Raw genomic sequence first — 16,188 nt, 5'->3', positions numbered from 1 at the left:
GGGAATGCCGTGGCAGATCACGTCGTTGACCGAAATGCAGGTGGCCTTCGGGTACGGCGGATAGCCGGGCGGCTGGTAGTTCAGCGGCGCGGGGATCGTGCCTTGCTCGTTGAGCATGAACTCGTGGCAGAGGCGGTCGAGTTCGGCGGTCGTGACGCCCGCGACGACGTGCGGCGTGATGAAGTCGAGCACTTCGCTGGCGAGACGGCAGGCGACGCGCATCTCCGCGATATCGTGTTCGTTTTTGAGCGTAATAGCCATCGAGGTATGCCTGGAATGCGGTGAATTGACGGATTATCGCACCTTATGGCGGGCCTCGCAGCCCCTGCCGGCCGCGCGGATGCGGGTTTTCGCGGATTGTCCGGCCTGCCGCCGCGCGGCAAGCGGAAGTGCCGCGCGACTTGAGAGCGGACAAATCCGCGTGCTATACTCTTTGGCTAAGTCGATATCCAAATTTGCCGTTGTGCCCCATTTCGGGGCGGCATCGCGGTGAAAGGCTTACGGCACGGGCATTTTGCACGTGCCGAATCGCAAGCCGGCGCAACCAGGGTGCCGTCCGTGCGGAATCCACGTCCTTCGAGGCGGGGTCGCGCGGCGGTACGGCAGCCGGCTTAAGACCCAACCCTCGTGGAGAATTTACATGGCAGTTACGATGCGCCAAATGCTGGAAGCGGGTGTCCACTTCGGTCACCAGACGCGCTTCTGGAACCCGAAGATGGCTCCGTTCATTTTCGGTCACCGCAACAAGATTCACATCATCAACCTCGAAAAGACGCTGCCGATGTTCACGGACGCACAGAAGTACGTGCGCCAGCTGGCAGCGAACCGCGGCACGATCCTGTTCGTCGGCACGAAGCGCCAGTCGCGTGACACGATCGCCCAGGAAGCGCAACGTGCGGGCATGCCGTACGTCAACGCACGCTGGCTCGGCGGCATGATGACCAACTTCAAGACGCTGAAGGTATCGATCAAGCGCCTGAAGGACATGGAAGCGGCCGTCGAATCGGGCGAAACCGAGAAGATGAGCAAGAAGGAAGCGCTGCTGTTCGAACGCGAAATCGCCAAGCTGCAGAAGTCGATCGGCGGCGTGAAGGACATGGGCGGCATTCCGGACGCAATTTTCGTCGTCGACGTCGGCTACCACAAGATCGCCGTCACGGAAGCGAACAAGCTGGGCGTGCCGGTCATCGCCGTGGTCGATACGAACCACTCGCCGGAAGGTGTGGATTACGTGATCCCGGGTAACGACGACTCGAGCAAGGCAGTCGCGCTGTACGCCGAAGGCGTGGCCGACGCGATCCTCGAAGGCCGCGCGAACGCGGTCAACGAAGTGGTCCAGGCCGCACGCGGCGACGACGAGTACGTCGAGGAAAACGCGTAACTGGCCCCGAGCCGGCGCAAAAAGGGGGCTCTCAACAGGCCCCCTTTTTTTAAGCTTGTGCGCCGGACCTGATCGCGCCGAATCGGCGCGGGTCCGGAAACGAATCTCGGCCGTTCGCGTCCAAGCGGGCGGCGTTGTGAATACAGACTCAAGGAGCGAATGATGGCGGCAATTACCGCAAGCATGGTGGCAGAACTGCGCGCAAAGACCGACGCACCGATGATGGAGTGCAAGAAGGCGCTGACGGAAGCCGACGGCGATCTGGCCAAGGCTGAAGAACTGCTGCGCGTCAAGCTCGGCAACAAGGCGAGCAAGGCCGCATCGCGCGTGACGGCAGAAGGCGTCGTCGCATCGTTCGTCGGCGGCAACGCAGGCGCGCTGGTCGAACTGAACTGCGAAACCGACTTCGTCGCGAAGAACGACGACTTCCTCGCGTTCTCGAAGACGGTCGCGGAACTCGTCGCGACGCAGAACCCGGCCGACGTGGCCGCGCTGTCGGCGCTGCCGCTCGAAGGCTCGACCGTCGACGCAGTGCGTCTGGCGCTGATCGGCAAGATCGGCGAGAACGTGTCGATCCGCCGTTTCGTCCGTTTCGAAACCGCGAACAAGATCGCCACGTACCTGCACGGCGCGCGTATCGGCGTGATCGTCGAGTACACGGGTGCGGAAGAGCAGGTCGGCAAGGACGTCGCGATGCACATCGCCGCGATGAAGCCGGTCGCGTTGTCGTCGGCCGACGTGCCGGCTGAACTGATCGACACGGAACGCCGCGTGGCCGAGCAGAAGGCCGCGGAATCGGGCAAGCCGGCCGAAATCGTCGCCAAGATGGTCGACGGCAGCGTCCAGAAGTACCTGAAGGAAGTGTCGCTGCTGAACCAGACGTTCGTGAAGAACGACAAGCAGACGATCGAGCAGATGCTGAAGGCAGCGAATGCGACGGTGCAGAAGTTCGCGCTGTTCGTCGTCGGCGAAGGCATCGAGAAGCGCCAGGACGACTTCGCCGCCGAAGTGGCCGCGCAAGTCGCAGCAGCAAAGCAGCAGTAAGCAGTCAGGCAGCATCCGCGGCGGGCGTCCGCTCCGCCGCGGCCGGCGGCGCCGCCGGCCGGCCGGGAACCCCGGTCCGGTCGTCGGCGCTTGCCCGAATCAGTATTTCGCCCCTACAGTTCGTGGTTGTCATCCTCTCGTCGCTCGGAAGCCCCTATGTCCAATGCCTATAAACGCGTCCTCCTCAAACTCTCCGGCGAAGCGCTGATGGGCGACGATGCCTTCGGCATCAATCGCGCGACGATCGAACGGATGGTGGCCGATATCGCCGAAGTCGTGCGTCTCGGGACGCAGCTCGCGGTCGTGATCGGTGGCGGTAATATTTTCCGTGGTGTCGCGGGCGGCGCGGCCGGCATGGATCGCGCGACGGCCGACTACATGGGGATGCTGGCGACGATGATGAACGCGCTGGCGCTGCAGGACGCGATGCGCCACGCCGGCATCGAGGCGCGCGTGCAGTCCGCGCTGCGCATGGACCAGGTCGTCGAGCCGTACATCCGGCCCCGCGCGATCCGCCAGCTCGAGGAAGGCCGCGTCGTGATCTTCGCGGCCGGCACCGGCAACCCGTTCTTCACGACGGATACCGCCGCTGCGCTGCGCGGTTCGGAAGTGGGCGCCGAAGTCGTGCTGAAGGCGACCAAGGTCGATGGCGTATATTCTGCCGATCCGAAGAAGGATCCGTCGGCCACGCGTTACACGACGATCAGCTTCGACGAGGCGATCAGCCGCAACCTGCAGGTGATGGACGCGACGGCGTTTGCGCTGTGCCGCGACCAGAAGCTGCCGATTCGCGTGTTTTCGATCAACAAGCCGGGCGCGCTCAAGCGCATCGTGCTGGGCGAGGACGAAGGTACGCTCGTCCACGTGTAAACTCCCGCGGATGCGGGCGACCGGCCGCGGCGCGCGACATGCGCCGGGCGGGGCCCGTGTTCTTTGAAGGTTTGAAGGTTCGGAGGTTGAAATGAGTGTCGCTGATGTCAAGAAGGGCGTCGAGCAAAAGATGCAGCGCTCGATCGAAGCGTTCAAGAACGATCTGGCCAAGATCCGTACGGGCCGTGCACACACCGGTCTGCTCGATCACGTGCAGGTCGACTACTACGGCTCGATGGTGCCGATCTCGCAGGTCGCGAACCTGACGCTCGTCGACGCGCGCACGATCGGCGTGCAGCCGTGGGAAAAGAACATGGTCGCGAAGGTCGAGAAGGCCATCCGCGAAGCCGATCTGGGCCTGAACCCGGCAACGACCGGCGACCTGATCCGCGTGCCGATGCCCGCGCTGACGGAAGAGCGCCGCCGCGAGCTGACCAAAGTCGTGAAGAGCGAAGGCGAAACGGCCAAGGTCGCGATCCGCAACCTGCGCCGCGACGCGAACGAAGCGCTGAAGAAGCTCGTGAAGGACAAGGAAATCTCGGAAGACGACGAGCGCCGCGCGAGCGACGACGTGCAGAAGCTGACCGACAAGCACGTTGCCGAAATCGACAAGCTCGTGCAGACCAAGGAAGCCGAGATCATGACGGTCTGACGACCGTCCTCGCGCGCCGCCTTCTTCCCGCATTACTGTCTCAACGGCCATGACCTATACCAGCTCTACCGTTCGCGTGCCTGACGTCGGTGTCGTGCCGCGTCACATCGCGATCATCATGGACGGCAATGGCCGTTGGGCGACCGAACGCCGCTTGCCGCGCGTCGCGGGGCACACCCGCGGCGTCGATGCCGTGCGGGCGGTGGTCGAAGGCTGCGCGCGCGCCGGCGTCGAATACCTGACGCTGTTCGCGTTCAGTTCGGAAAACTGGCGCCGGCCGAACGACGAAGTGTCGTTCCTGATGCGGCTGTTCATCACCGCGCTCGAGCGCGAAGTGGGCAAGCTGCATGCGAACGGGATCCGCCTGCGTGTCGTCGGCGATCTCGACCGTTTCGAGCCGCGCATCCGCGAGCTGATTCGCCGCGCCGAAACCAAGACGGCGCGCAATACCCGTCTGACGCTCACCATCGCGGCCAACTACGGCGGGCGATGGGACATCCTGCAGGCGACGAAGAAGCTCGTCGAGCAGGCCGTGCGCGAAGGCCGCGAGGTCGAGGTGACCGAGGACGCATTCGCGCCGCACCTGGCGATGGCCTACGCGCCGGAGCCCGATCTCTTCATCCGCACCGGCGGCGAGCAACGCGTCAGCAACTTCCTGCTGTGGCAGCTCGCGTACGCCGAATTCTATTTCACCGACAAGTACTGGCCGGATTTCGACGGCGCGGCACTGGCCGACGCGATGGCGTCGTATACCGAGCGCGAGCGCCGTTTCGGGCGCACGAGTGCGCAGCTCGAACCGCAATCGCAGAACGCCGACTCCCTTTCATGCTGAAAACCCGTGTGATCACGGCGATCGTGATGCTGGCAGTGCTGCTGCCGGTGACGCTGTTCGCGCCGCTCGCCGGGTTCGGCGCACTGATCGGCGTCGTGCTGGTGTTCGCCGCGTGGGAATGGGCGCGCCTGCTGAAGCTCGGCGGCGCCGGTCCGGTCGTCTATGCGCTCGTCGCGGCGCTCGCGCTCGCAGCCACCGCGCCGCTCGGCGTCGATGCGGCTGCGTCCCGTCCCCTTTTCATGGCGGCCGGCGTGTTCTGGCTGCTGGTCGGCCCGTTCGCGCTGCGGCGCAAGCCCGCACTCGCGGGCGGCGTCTGGCGGCCGTTCCTGCTGGCCGCCGGCCTGGTCGTGTTTGCCGCCTGCTGGCACGCGCTCGTGGCAGCCCGCGCGCTGGGCGTGCCGTTCGTGCTGTCGCTGCTTCTCGTCGTCTGGCTGGCCGATATCGGCGCATACTTCGCGGGCAAGGCCTTCGGAAAGCGTAAACTGGCCATCACGATCAGCCCCGGCAAGAGCTGGGAAGGCGCGATCGGCGGCTGGTTCGCGGTGATGGTCGTCGCCGGTGTCGCGATGGCCGTGCACGCATTCGAACCGACCCTGTTTTCTGCATTTGCCGCGCGCTACGGGATGCCCGGTGCGTGGGCCGCGCTGACGCTGCTGGTTGCCTACAGCGTGATCGGCGACCTGTTCGAGTCGCTGCTGAAGCGGCAGGCGGGCGTGAAGGATTCGAGCGGACTGCTGCCGGGCCACGGCGGCGTGCTCGATCGTGTCGACGCGCTGCTGCCGGTGCTGCCGCTCGCGATGCTGCTGCTTGGTTAAACCATTATTCCTGTTATGCAAAAACGTCTGACATTGCTCGGTTCCACGGGCTCGATCGGAGACAGCACGCTCGACGTGGTCGCGCGCCATCCCGAGCGCTTCTCGGTCTACGCGCTGACCGCGCACCGCAACGGCGACAAGCTCGTCGAGCAGTGTCTGCGCTTCGCGCCCGAAGTGGCGGTGGTCGGCGATGCCGCAACCGCCGCGCACGTCGACGCGAAACTGCGCGCGGCGGGCAGCAAGACGGTCGTGCTGCACGGGCCGCAGGCGCTCGTCGACGTGTCGAAGAGCGACGGCTGCGACACGGTGGTCGCGGCGATCGTCGGCGCGGCCGGCCTCGCGCCGAGCCTGGCGGCCGCCCGCGCCGGCAAGCGGATCCTGCTCGCGAACAAGGAAGCGCTCGTGATGTCGGGCGCGATCTTCATGGACGCCGTGCGCGACCATGGCGCGATCCTGCTGCCGGTCGACAGCGAGCACAACGCGATCTTCCAGTGCATGCCGCGCGACGCGGCCGAGCACGGCGGGATCTCGAAGATCATCCTGACCGCGTCGGGCGGGCCGTTCCGCACGCGTGAACCGGCCACGCTCGTCGACGTGACGCCGGACGAGGCATGCAAGCACCCGAACTGGGTGATGGGCCGCAAGATCTCGGTCGATTCCGCGACGATGATGAACAAGGGCCTCGAGGTGATCGAGGCGCACTGGATCTTCGGGCTGCCGGGCGACCGGATCGATGTGCTGATCCATCCGCAGAGCGTGATCCATTCGCTCGTGTCGTACCGCGACGGCTCGGTGCTCGCGCAGCTCGGCAACCCCGACATGCGCACGCCGATCGCCCACGCGCTCGCATTCCCCGAGCGCGTCGATGCGGGCGTTGACCAGCTCGACCTCGCGCAGATCGCCCAGCTGTCGTTCGAGAAGCCCGATTACGCGCGCTTCCCGTGCCTCGCGCTCGCGCTGAAGGCACTCGAGGAAGGCGGTATCGCGAGCGCCGCATTGAACGCGGCGAACGAAGTGGCGGTCGAAGCATTTCTCGAGCGCCGGATCGGCTTCATGGCGATCGCGGCGACGGTCGACGCCGTGCTCAACACGCTGCCGAACCGCGCGCCCGACGGGCTCGACGACGTCCTCGCGGCGGATGCCGAGGCTCGCCGCCTCGCCGCCGCGATCATTGCGAAAGCGCCTGCGCCACGCGTGGAGCGTACTGTCTGAATGGGGTGCTCATGAACGTGCTGGTCGAACTGGTCGCGTTTGCGGTGGCGATCGGGGTACTGGTCGTCGTGCATGAGTACGGACATTATCGCGTCGCGCGCTGGTGCGGCGTGAAGGTGCTGCGTTTCTCGATCGGCTTCGGCCAGCCCATCGCGCGCTGGGTCAGCCGCAGGACGGGCACCGAGTGGACGCTGTCCGTGCTGCCGCTCGGCGGCTACGTGAAGATGCTCGACGAGCGCGATCCGGGCCCGGGCGGCATCCCGGCCGAAGAGCTCGGCCAGGCATTCAACCGCCAGTCGGTCTACAAGCGCATCGCGATCGTCGCGGCCGGGCCGATTGCAAACTTCCTGCTGGCAATCGCACTGTTTTCCCTCGTATTCGCCACCGGCGTGACCGAGCCGACCGCGATCGTCGCGCCGCCGGCCGCCGGCACCGCAGCGGCTCGCGCGGGCTTCGACGGCAGCGAGACGGTCGTGTCGATCCGCAACGCGCAGGGCGGCGAGTCCGAGCCGGTGCGATCGTGGTCGGACCTGCGCTGGAAGCTGCTGTCGGCCGCGTTCGACCATCGCGAGGTCGTGCTCGGCGCGCGCGACGGCAATGCGACGTTCGACTTCCGCGTCGACCTCCGCAACGTGCCCGACAGCCAGCTCGACGACGACTTCATGGCCCATCTGGGCTTCGAGGCCGGCGGCGGCACGTTGTCGGTCGCGTCGGTGCAGCCGGGCAGCGCGGCGGAGCAGGCCGGCCTGAAGGTCGGCGACAAGCTGGTCGCGCTCGACGGCAAGCCGATCGGCGGCGCGGCGCGTTTCATCGATACGGTGAAGCACCATGCGGGCCAGCCGCTCGAGCTGCGGATCGAGCGCAATGGCGCCGCACAGACGGTGTCGATCGTGCCGCAGATGCAGCGTGACGACGAATCGGGGCAGCAGATCGGCCGCATCGGCGCGGCGCTGTCGATGCACGCGCCGTCGGTGGACGTGCGCTACGGGCCGATCGAGAGCCTGCGGCTCGGCGCGCACCGCACGTGGGACATTTCCGTGTATTCGCTGAAGATGTTCGGGCGGATGATCACGGGCAACGCGTCGCTGAAGAACCTGTCCGGCCCGGTGACGATCGCCGACTACGCAGGCAAGAGCGCGCGGCTCGGTCCGTCGGCGTTCCTGTCGTTCCTCGCCCTTGTCAGCATTAGCCTTGGCGTCCTGAACTTGTTGCCGATTCCCGTTTTGGACGGGGGGCATCTGTTATATTATGCGGTTGAAGCCGCGACCGGGAAAGCCGTCTCGGAGCGCTGGCAGCTGATTCTGCAAAGAGCCGGGTTGATCTGCATCGTCGCGTTGTCGGCGATCGCGCTGTTCAACGATCTGGCTCGGTTAATCCATTTCTGAAGCGTCAGGCGGCGGCCGCTGGCCAGCCGCCCGATTTGATGCAGCTAAATATTGGGGATGCATGTTGTTCAAACCTCATCGCTTTGTACCTAAGACAGTTGCAGCGGCCGCGCTCGCCGCGCACGGCCTCGCGGCGCATGCAGCGGCACCGTTCGTGGTGCAAGACATCAAGATCGAGGGGCTGCAGCGCGTCGAAGCGGGTTCGGTGTTCGCCTATCTGCCGATCAAGCAGGGCGATACCTTCACGGACGACAAGGCATCCGAAGCAATCCGCGCGTTGTACGCGACGGGCTTTTTCAACGACGTGCGCGTCGCCACGCAGGGCAACGTCGTGATCGTGCAGGTGCAGGAGCGTCCGGCCATCGCGTCGATCGACTTCACCGGCACGAAGGAATTCGACAAGGACAACCTGACGAAGGCGCTGCGCGCGGTCGGCCTCGCCGATGGCCGCTACTACGACAAGGCGCTCGTCGACAAGGCGGAGCAGGAGCTCAAGCGCCAGTACCTGACGCGCGGCTTCTATGCGGCCGAGGTCAAGACGACGATCACGCCGGTCGACGCGAACCGCGTGTCGATCCTGTTCGCGGTGGCCGAAGGCCCGAGCGCGAAGATCCGCCAGATCAACTTCATCGGCAACAAGGCGTTCAGCACCAGCACGCTGCGCGACGAGATGCAGCTGTCGACGCCGAACTGGTTCTCCTGGTACACGAAGAACGACCTGTACTCGAAGGAAAAGCTCACGGGCGACCTCGAGGCCGTGCGCTCGTACTACCTGAACCGCGGCTACCTCGAGTTCAACATCGAGTCGACCCAGGTGTCGATCTCGCCGGACAAGAAGGACATGTACCTGACGGTCACGCTGCACGAAGGCGAGCCGTACACGGTGTCGGGCATCAAGCTGTCGGGCAACCTGCTCGATCGCGAGGCCGAGCTCAACAAGCTGATCAAGATCAAGCCGGGCGACCGCTTCTCGGCCGAAAAGCTGCAGCAGACCACCAAGTCGATCGTCGACAAGCTCGGTGAATACGGCTACGCATTCGCGACCGTCAACGCGCAGCCGGACATCGACCAGGCGAACCACAAGGTGAACCTGAACCTCGTCGTCGATCCGAGCCGCCGCGTGTACGTGCGCCGCATCAACGTGGTCGGCAACACGCGCACGCGCGACGAAGTGGTGCGCCGCGAGATGCGCCAGCTCGAAAGCTCGTGGTTCGACTCGAACCGCCTCGCGCTGTCGAAGGACCGCGTGAACCGCCTCGGCTACTTCACCAACGTCGACGTGACGACGGTGCCGGTCGAAGGCACGAACGACCAGGTCGACGTGAACGTGAAGGTCGACGAAAAACCGACCGGCGCGATCACGCTGGGTGCCGGCTTCTCGTCGACGGACAAGGTCGTGCTGTCGGCCGGCGTGTCGCAGGACAACGTGTTCGGTTCGGGCACGAGCCTGTCGGTGAACGTCAACACCGCGAAGAGCTACCGCACGCTGACCGTCACGCAGGTCGACCCGTACTTCACGGTCGATGGCATCAAGCGGATCACCGACGTCTTCTACCGCACGTACCAGCCGCTCTACTATTCGACGAGCTCGAGCTTCCGGATCATCAGCGCGGGCGGCAACCTGAAGTTCGGCATTCCGTTCTCGGAAGTCGACACCGTCTACTTCGGCGCGGGCTTCGAGCAGAACCGCCTGGACGTCGATTCGAACACGCCGCAGAGCTACCAGGATTACGTGAACCAGTTCGGCCGCGTGTCGAACACGGTGCCGCTGACGGTCGCATGGTCGCGCGACGCGCGTGACAGCGCGCTGATTCCGAGCCGCGGCTACTTCACGCAGGCGAACATGGAGTACGGCGTGCCGGTCGGCAAGATCCAGTACTACAAGGCCGACCTGCAGGCGCAGTACTACTATTCGTTCTCGCGCGGCTTCATCCTGGGCCTGAACCTGCAAGGCGGCTACGGTAACGGTATCGGTAACCCGTACCCGATCTTCAAGAACTACTACGCGGGCGGTATCGGCTCCGTGCGTGGCTACGAGCCGAGCTCGCTGGGCCCGCGCGACACGAAGACGAACGATCCGATCGGCGGTTCGAAGATGCTGGTCGGCAACATCGAGCTGACGTTCCCGCTGCCGGGCACGGGTTACGACCGCACGCTGCGCGTGTTCACGTTCCTCGACGGCGGTAACGTGTGGGGCAATGCGCCGGGCGGCACGAGTACGGGCGCCAACGGCCTGCGTTACGGCTACGGTGTGGGTCTCGCGTGGATCTCGCCGATCGGCCCGCTGAAGCTGAGCCTGGGCTTCCCGCTGCAGAAGCACGAAGGCGACCAGTACCAGAAATTCCAGTTCCAGATCGGGACGGCGTTCTGACCGAACGCATGACAACAGCAACGAGAGGGTAATTTTGCTAACCGGTAAGTTTTCGAAACGAGTGATGTGCGCGCTGACCGTTGCGCTGGCCCTGGGCGCGGCAACGGTGCACGCACAGGACGTCGCCCGCATCGCGGCGGTCAATTCGGATCGGATCCTGCGCGAGTCGGCGCCCGCCAAGGCGGCGCAGACGAAGCTCGAAGCCGAGTTCGCGAAGCGTGACAAGGATCTGCAGGACCTGGCGGCGCGTCTGAAGTCGATGTCCGATTCGCTGGACAAGAACGGCGCGTCGCTGTCGGCGGCCGATCGCGCGCAGAAGCAGCGCGATCTGGCGCAGCTCGACACCGACTTCCAGCGCAAGCAGCGCGAGTTCCGCGAAGACCTGAACCAGCGTCGCAACGAAGAGCTGGCGGCCGTGCTGGAAAAGGCGAACAAGGTCATCAAGCAGATCGCCGAGCAGCAGAATTACGACCTGATCGTGCAGGAAGCCGTGTACGTCAGCCCGCGCATCGACATCACCGACAAGGTGCTCAAGGCGCTCGCGTCCGGCTCGACGAACTGAACGGAGCAGACGACGAATGGCATTGACGCTTGAGGAACTCGTAAAACGGTTCGGCGGCGAGATCGCCGGCGACGCACAGTGCAAGGTGGGCGGGCTCGCACCGCTCGACCAGGCGGGCCCTCAGCAGCTCGCGTTCCTCGCGAACCCGAAGTACCTGTCGCAGGTCGAGTCGACCCGCGCCGGTGCGGTCCTGATCGCACCGAAGGATCTGGAAAAGCTGGGTGCGGCCGCTCAAGGCCGGACGGCCGGCCCCCGCAACTTCATCGTGACGCCGAATCCGTACGCGTACTTCGCGCGCGTCGCGCAGATGTTCATCGATCTCGCCACGCCGCCGCGCGCGGCCGGCGTGCATCCGAGCGCGACGATCGATCCGGCCGCGAAGGTCGCCGCGACCGCGGTGATCGGCCCGCACGTGACGATCGAGGCCGGCGCGGTGATCGAAGACGGCGTGCAGCTCGACGCGAACGTGTTCGTCGGCCGCGGCACGACGATCGGCGCCGGCTCGCATTTTTATCCGAACGCATCGGTGTACCACGGCTGCAAGGTCGGCCCGCGCGCGATCGTCCATGCGGGCGCCGTGATCGGTTCCGACGGCTTCGGCTTCGCACCGGATTTCGTCGGTGACGGCGACGCGCGCACCGGCAGCTGGGTCAAGATCCCGCAGGTCGGCGGCGTGACGATCGGCCCGGACGTCGAAATCGGCGCGAACACGACGATCGATCGCGGTGCGATGGCGGATACCGTCATCGAGGAATGCGTGAAGATCGACAACCAGGTCCAGATCGGCCACAACTGCCGGATCGGCGCGTACACGGTGATCGCCGGCAGCGCCGGCATCGCGGGCAGCACGACGATCGGCCGCCACTGCATGATCGGTGGCGCGGCCGGGATCGCCGGCCACGTGACGCTCGGCGACTATGTGATCATCACCGCGAAGTCGGGCGTATCGAAGTCGCTGCCGAAGGCCGGCATCTATACCAGCGCGTTTCCGGCCGTCGACCACGGCGAATGGAACAAGAGCGCCGCGCTCGTGCGCAACCTCGACAAGCTGCGCGAGCGCATCAAGGCGCTCGAAGCCGCGCTCGCCGCCCAGGGCGGCACCGACGCCTGAGCGCATCATGCGAGACCACGAACCGGGCACGGCCAGCGCAACCGGCCCGGTTTGCCAGACGGGGCCGCGCGGCGGCCCGCTTCAGCCTTTGCATCACCACCGCGCAGCCTCTGCGTGAGACGAACCATCATGAGCACTGAAAAAATCAATCTCGACATCCACAAGATCCTCACGCTGCTGCCGCATCGCTACCCGATTCTGCTCGTCGATCGCGTGCTCGAACTCGAGCCGCACAAAGGGATCAAAGCGCTGAAGAACGTGTCGATCAACGAGCCGTTCTTCCAGGGGCATTTCCCGAAGCGGCCGGTGATGCCGGGTGTGCTGATCCTCGAGGCGCTCGCCCAGGCCGCGGCGCTGCTGACGTTCGCGGAAGAGCAGCCGAAGGACCCGGAGAACACGCTGTATTACTTCGTCGGGATCGACGGCGCGCGCTTCAAGCGCGTGGTCGAACCGGGCGACCAGCTGATCCTGAACGTGACGTTCGAGCGCTACATCCGCGGCATCTGGAAGTTCAAGGCGGTGGCGGAAGTGGACGGCAAGGTGGCGGCGGAAGCCGAACTGATGTGCACGGTCAAGACGGCCGACGCGGCGCCCTGAGCGACGCGGCACGCATGGGTAACATCACGCGAACAACGCGACACATCATATCGAGAGGCAACGGCGCATGACCAGGATTCATCCTACCGCGATCGTCGAACCGGGCGCGCAGATCGACGAATCGGTCGAGATCGGCCCGTACGCGATCGTCGGCCCGCACGTCACGATCGGCGCGCGCACGACGATCGGCTCGCACAGCGTGATCGAAGGCCATACGACGCTCGGCGAGGACAACCGCATCGGCCATTACGCGTCGGTCGGCGGTCGTCCGCAGGACATGAAGTACAAGGACGAGCCGACGAAGCTCGTGATCGGCAACCGCAACACGATCCGCGAATTCACGACGATCCACACGGGCACCGTGCAGGACGTCGGCGTGACGACGCTCGGCGACGACAACTGGATCATGGCCTACGTGCACATCGGCCATGACTGCCGCGTCGGCAACAACGTGATCCTGTCGAGCAACGCGCAGATGGCCGGTCACGTCGAGATCGGCGACTTCGCGATCATCGGCGGGATGTCGGGCGTGCACCAGTTCGTGCGCATCGGCGCGCACTCGATGCTGGGCGGCGCGTCGGCGCTCGTGCAGGACATCCCCCCGTTCGTGATCGCAGCCGGCAACAAGGCCGAGCCGCACGGGATCAACGTCGAAGGGCTGCGCCGGCGCGGCTTCTCGGCCGATGCGATCTCGGCGCTGCGCAGCGCGTACCGCGTGCTGTACAAGAACGGCCTGTCGCTGGAAGAAGCGAAGGTGCAACTGCGCGAACTCGCGGAAGCGGGCGGCGACGGCGATGCACCGGTGACGGCGCTCGTCGAGTTCATCGACGCGTCGCAACGCGGCATCATCCGCTAAGCGATGCCGCTCCCGACCAATCAGCTGCGACTCGCGATGGTGGCCGGCGAGCCGTCGGGCGACCTGCTCGCGGCGTCGCTGCTCGGCGGGCTGCGCGAGCGGCTGCCCGAATCGGCCCAGTATTACGGGATCGGCGGGCAGCGCATGATCGCGCAGGGCTTCGACTCGCACTGGCAGATGGACAAGCTGACCGTGCGCGGCTATGTCGAGGCGCTGGGCCAGATTCCAGAGATCCTGCGGATTCGCGGCGAACTGAAGCGCCAGCTGCTCGCCGAGCGGCCGGCCGCGTTCATCGGCGTCGACGCACCCGATTTCAACTTCAACGTCGAGCAGGCCGCGCGCGACGCGGGCATTCCGTCGATCCACTTCGTGTGCCCGTCGATCTGGGCGTGGCGCGGCGGCCGCATCAAGAAGATCGCGAAGTCCGTCGATCACATGCTGTGCCTGTTCCCGTTCGAGCCGGCGATCCTCGACAAGGCGGGCGTCGCATCGACCTACGTCGGTCATCCGCTCGCCGACGACATCCCGCTCGAACCCGACACGCATGGCGCCCGCATCGCACTGGGTCTGCCGGCCGACGGCCCCGTGATCGCGGTGCTGCCGGGCAGCCGGCGCTCGGAGATCGCGCTGATCGGCCCCACGTTCTTCGCGGCGATGGCGTTGATGCAGCAGCGCGAACCCGGCGTGCGGTTCGTGATGCCGGCCGCGACGCCCGCACTGCGCGAACTGCTGCAGCCGCTCGTCGACGCGCACCCGCAACTCGCGTTGACGATCACCGACGGCCGCTCGCAGGTCGCGATGACGGCCGCCGACGCGATCCTCGTGAAGAGCGGCACCGTCACGCTGGAAGCCGCGCTGCTGAAGAAGCCGATGGTGATCTCGTACAAGGTGCCCTGGCTGACCGGGCAGATCATGCGCCGGCAGGGCTACCTGCCGTATGTCGGCTTGCCGAACATCCTGGCGGGTCGCTTCGTCGTGCCCGAGCTGCTGCAGCATTTCGCGACGCCCGAGGCGCTCGCCGATGCGACGCTCACGCAACTGAGCGACGACGCGAACCGCCGCACGCTGACCGAAGTGTTTACCGAAATGCATCTGTCGCTGCGGCAGAACACGGCCGCGAAGGCGGCCGAGGCCGTCGTGCGCGTGCTCGAACAACGCAAGGGGCGCGCATGACCGCAATCCGTGCGCCACGCCGCCGTGCGTCGAGCGACGTGCAGGGCGGTTTCGACTTCAGCCGTCCGGACGAGATCGTCTGCGGCGTCGACGAAGCCGGCCGCGGCCCGCTCGCGGGGCCGGTAGTCGCCGCCGCGGTGATCCTCGATCCGGCACAGCCGATCGACGGGCTCGACGATTCGAAAGTGCTGTCCGCGAAGAAGCGCGACGCGCTGTACGACCTGATCGTCACGCGTTCGCACGCGTATTGCGTCGCGTCGGCGAGTGTCGACGAGATCGATACGCTGAATATCCTGCATGCGACGATGCTCGCGATGAAGCGGGCCGTCGAAGGCCTGTCGGTACTGCCGACGCTCGCGCAGATCGACGGCAACCGCTGCCCGACGCTGAGCGTGCGTGCCGAGGCGATCGTCAGTGGCGACGCGCTCGTGCCGAGCATCTCGGCCGCGTCGATCCTAGCGAAGGTCACGCGCGACCGGATGCTGGTCGACCTGCATGAACGCTTCCCGGTGTACGGTTTCAACGTGCATGCGGGCTACGGCACCGCGAAACACCTTGCCGCACTTCGCGAGCACGGCCCGTGCGAAGCGCATCGGCGCTCGTTCGCGCCGGTTCGCGCGGCGCTTGACCTGATTCGATGAAAAGCATCACTTCCCGCGACAATCCGCTGTACAAGCGCCTGAAGGCGCTCGCGGGTTCGACGCCCCATCAGCGCCGCAGCGGCCAGGCGCTGCTCGAAGGCTTCCATCTGGCAAGCGCGTACCTCGATACGGGCGCGACGCCCGAGCTGTGCGTCACGACCGAAGGCGCGCTCGGCCACGCCGAGGCGCAGGCGATCGTCGCACGCATCGACGCGCAGCGGATCGTCACGCTGCCGGACGCGCTGTTCGGGCAGTTGTCGAACGTCGTCAACGGCGTCGGCTTCCTGCTGCTGGTCGACCGGCCGGCGCACCCGCTGCCCGAACGCGTGACGCACACGTCGGTCGTGCTCGACGGCGTGCAGGATGCCGGCAACGTCGGCTCGATCCTGCGCAGCGCGGCGGCGGCCGGCGTGCGTCACGTGTTCTGCGCGCCGGGGACGGCCTATGCGTGGTCGTCGAAGGTGCTGCGCTCGGGCATGGGCGCGCATTTCCTGCTGTCGATCCATGAGGACGTCGAAGCTGAGGCGCTGGCCGAACGCCTCGACGTCCCGGTCGCGCTGACCGACTCGCACGGCGCGCAGGCGGTCTACGACTGCGACCTGTCGGGACCTGTCGCCTGGGTGTTCGGCAACGAAGGTGCCGGCGTGTCGGCATTCTGGCGCGACGCGGCCACGCATCGCGTGACG

General features: G+C 66.0%; 17 protein-coding genes. 16 read left to right on the top strand and 1 reads right to left on the bottom strand.

Going from position 1 to position 16,188, the window contains the following annotated elements:
• A partial coding sequence (locus JMF90_RS03875; RefSeq protein WP_201324962.1) for a M24 family metallopeptidase occupies nt 1-261 on the bottom strand: 261 nt, incomplete at its 3' end.
• A 379-nt stretch (nt 262-640) separates the two neighbouring features.
• On the opposite strand from JMF90_RS03875, the gene rpsB reads away from it, so the two are divergent.
• The 16 genes from rpsB to JMF90_RS03795 all read left to right on the top strand — a co-directional run.
• Nucleotides 641-1,381 carry a 30S ribosomal protein S2 gene (gene rpsB / locus JMF90_RS03870; protein WP_011352461.1) on the top strand — a complete coding sequence of 247 codons (741 nt, stop codon included), beginning with the start codon at nt 641-643 and terminating at the stop codon, nt 1,379-1,381.
• 162 nt (nt 1,382-1,543) lie between these two features.
• Nucleotides 1,544-2,425: a translation elongation factor Ts gene (gene tsf, locus JMF90_RS03865; protein ID WP_011549541.1), complete on the top strand. Its 882-nt coding sequence runs from the start codon at nt 1,544-1,546 to the stop codon at nt 2,423-2,425.
• A 156-nt stretch (nt 2,426-2,581) separates the two neighbouring features.
• Nucleotides 2,582-3,295: a UMP kinase gene (gene pyrH / locus JMF90_RS03860; protein WP_006402648.1), complete on the top strand. Its 714-nt coding sequence runs from the start codon at nt 2,582-2,584 to the stop codon at nt 3,293-3,295.
• A gap of 91 nt (nt 3,296-3,386) precedes the next feature.
• The gene (gene frr, locus JMF90_RS03855) at nt 3,387-3,947 is read left to right on the top strand and encodes a ribosome recycling factor (RefSeq protein WP_006478492.1); all 561 of its coding nucleotides are present in this window, start codon (nt 3,387-3,389) and stop codon (nt 3,945-3,947) included.
• Between the two features lie 49 nt (nt 3,948-3,996).
• Nucleotides 3,997-4,779: a polyprenyl diphosphate synthase gene (uppS, locus tag JMF90_RS03850; protein WP_006478494.1), complete on the top strand. Its 783-nt coding sequence runs from the start codon at nt 3,997-3,999 to the stop codon at nt 4,777-4,779.
• On the top strand, nt 4,773-5,594 hold the full coding sequence (locus tag JMF90_RS03845) for a phosphatidate cytidylyltransferase (RefSeq protein WP_006478495.1): 822 nt from the start codon (nt 4,773-4,775) through the stop codon (nt 5,592-5,594). The genes uppS and JMF90_RS03845 overlap by 7 nt, the downstream gene beginning before the upstream one ends.
• Nucleotides 5,595-5,609: 15 nt before the next feature.
• Nucleotides 5,610-6,806: a 1-deoxy-D-xylulose-5-phosphate reductoisomerase gene (locus JMF90_RS03840; protein WP_006483824.1), complete on the top strand. Its 1,197-nt coding sequence runs from the start codon at nt 5,610-5,612 to the stop codon at nt 6,804-6,806.
• Between the two features lie 11 nt (nt 6,807-6,817).
• Nucleotides 6,818-8,191: an RIP metalloprotease RseP gene (gene rseP / locus JMF90_RS03835; protein WP_011549542.1), complete on the top strand. Its 1,374-nt coding sequence runs from the start codon at nt 6,818-6,820 to the stop codon at nt 8,189-8,191.
• A 61-nt stretch (nt 8,192-8,252) separates the two neighbouring features.
• The gene (gene bamA / locus JMF90_RS03830) at nt 8,253-10,562 is read left to right on the top strand and encodes an outer membrane protein assembly factor BamA (RefSeq protein WP_011549543.1); all 2,310 of its coding nucleotides are present in this window, start codon (nt 8,253-8,255) and stop codon (nt 10,560-10,562) included.
• Nucleotides 10,563-10,626: 64 nt separating this feature from the next.
• A complete protein-coding gene (locus JMF90_RS03825) occupies nt 10,627-11,124 on the top strand; it encodes an OmpH family outer membrane protein (RefSeq protein WP_011549544.1) in 498 nt (165 codons plus the stop codon).
• Nucleotides 11,125-11,140: 16 nt separating this feature from the next.
• Entirely contained in the window at nt 11,141-12,235 is a 1,095-nt protein-coding gene (lpxD, locus tag JMF90_RS03820) for a UDP-3-O-(3-hydroxymyristoyl)glucosamine N-acyltransferase (protein ID WP_011549545.1), read from the top strand.
• A 129-nt stretch (nt 12,236-12,364) separates the two neighbouring features.
• Nucleotides 12,365-12,832, top strand: coding sequence for a 3-hydroxyacyl-ACP dehydratase FabZ (gene fabZ, locus JMF90_RS03815; RefSeq protein WP_006495559.1), 468 nt, complete (start codon nt 12,365-12,367; stop codon nt 12,830-12,832).
• A gap of 67 nt (nt 12,833-12,899) precedes the next feature.
• Entirely contained in the window at nt 12,900-13,688 is a 789-nt protein-coding gene (lpxA, locus tag JMF90_RS03810) for an acyl-ACP--UDP-N-acetylglucosamine O-acyltransferase (RefSeq protein WP_006478502.1), read from the top strand.
• Nucleotides 13,689-13,691: 3 nt separating this feature from the next.
• Entirely contained in the window at nt 13,692-14,861 is a 1,170-nt protein-coding gene (lpxB, locus tag JMF90_RS03805; RefSeq protein ID WP_011549546.1) for a lipid-A-disaccharide synthase, read from the top strand.
• Nucleotides 14,858-15,502 (top strand): ribonuclease HII, encoded by a 645-nt coding sequence (rnhB, locus tag JMF90_RS03800; RefSeq protein WP_011549547.1) that lies wholly within the window; start codon nt 14,858-14,860, stop codon nt 15,500-15,502. Before lpxB ends, rnhB begins: the two co-directional genes overlap by 4 nt.
• The coding region (locus tag JMF90_RS03795) for an RNA methyltransferase (protein WP_201324961.1) at nt 15,499-16,188 on the top strand (690 nt) is incomplete at its 3' end. The genes rnhB and JMF90_RS03795, both read left to right, overlap by 4 nt.

This window comes from Burkholderia sp. E168m23, assembly GCF_016586125.1.
GTDB lineage: Bacteria > Pseudomonadota > Gammaproteobacteria > Burkholderiales > Burkholderiaceae > Burkholderia > Burkholderia orbicola.
This window is presented reverse-complemented; position numbering and strand designations above follow the sequence as displayed.

Excerpts from the sequence above, each read along its gene's own strand:
- rpsB (WP_011352461.1), top strand. The coding sequence starts at position 641 with ATGGCAGTTACGATGCGCCAAATGCTGGAAGCGGGTGTCCACTTCGGT.
- fabZ (WP_006495559.1), top strand. The coding sequence starts at position 12,365 with ATGAGCACTGAAAAAATCAATCTCGACATCCACAAGATCCTCACGCTG.
- pyrH (WP_006402648.1), top strand. The coding sequence starts at position 2,582 with ATGTCCAATGCCTATAAACGCGTCCTCCTCAAACTCTCCGGCGAAGCG.
- lpxA (WP_006478502.1), top strand. The coding sequence starts at position 12,900 with ATGACCAGGATTCATCCTACCGCGATCGTCGAACCGGGCGCGCAGATC.
- JMF90_RS03825 (WP_011549544.1), top strand. The coding sequence starts at position 10,627 with ATGTGCGCGCTGACCGTTGCGCTGGCCCTGGGCGCGGCAACGGTGCAC.
- tsf (WP_011549541.1), top strand. The coding sequence starts at position 1,544 with ATGGCGGCAATTACCGCAAGCATGGTGGCAGAACTGCGCGCAAAGACC.
- bamA (WP_011549543.1), top strand. The coding sequence starts at position 8,253 with ATGTTGTTCAAACCTCATCGCTTTGTACCTAAGACAGTTGCAGCGGCC.
- rseP (WP_011549542.1), top strand. The coding sequence starts at position 6,818 with ATGAACGTGCTGGTCGAACTGGTCGCGTTTGCGGTGGCGATCGGGGTA.
- uppS (WP_006478494.1), top strand. The coding sequence starts at position 3,997 with ATGACCTATACCAGCTCTACCGTTCGCGTGCCTGACGTCGGTGTCGTG.
- JMF90_RS03840 (WP_006483824.1), top strand. The coding sequence starts at position 5,610 with ATGCAAAAACGTCTGACATTGCTCGGTTCCACGGGCTCGATCGGAGAC.
- rnhB (WP_011549547.1), top strand. The coding sequence starts at position 14,858 with ATGACCGCAATCCGTGCGCCACGCCGCCGTGCGTCGAGCGACGTGCAG.
- lpxD (WP_011549545.1), top strand. The coding sequence starts at position 11,141 with ATGGCATTGACGCTTGAGGAACTCGTAAAACGGTTCGGCGGCGAGATC.
- JMF90_RS03845 (WP_006478495.1), top strand. The coding sequence starts at position 4,773 with ATGCTGAAAACCCGTGTGATCACGGCGATCGTGATGCTGGCAGTGCTG.
- frr (WP_006478492.1), top strand. The coding sequence starts at position 3,387 with ATGAGTGTCGCTGATGTCAAGAAGGGCGTCGAGCAAAAGATGCAGCGC.
- lpxB (WP_011549546.1), top strand. The coding sequence starts at position 13,692 with ATGCCGCTCCCGACCAATCAGCTGCGACTCGCGATGGTGGCCGGCGAG.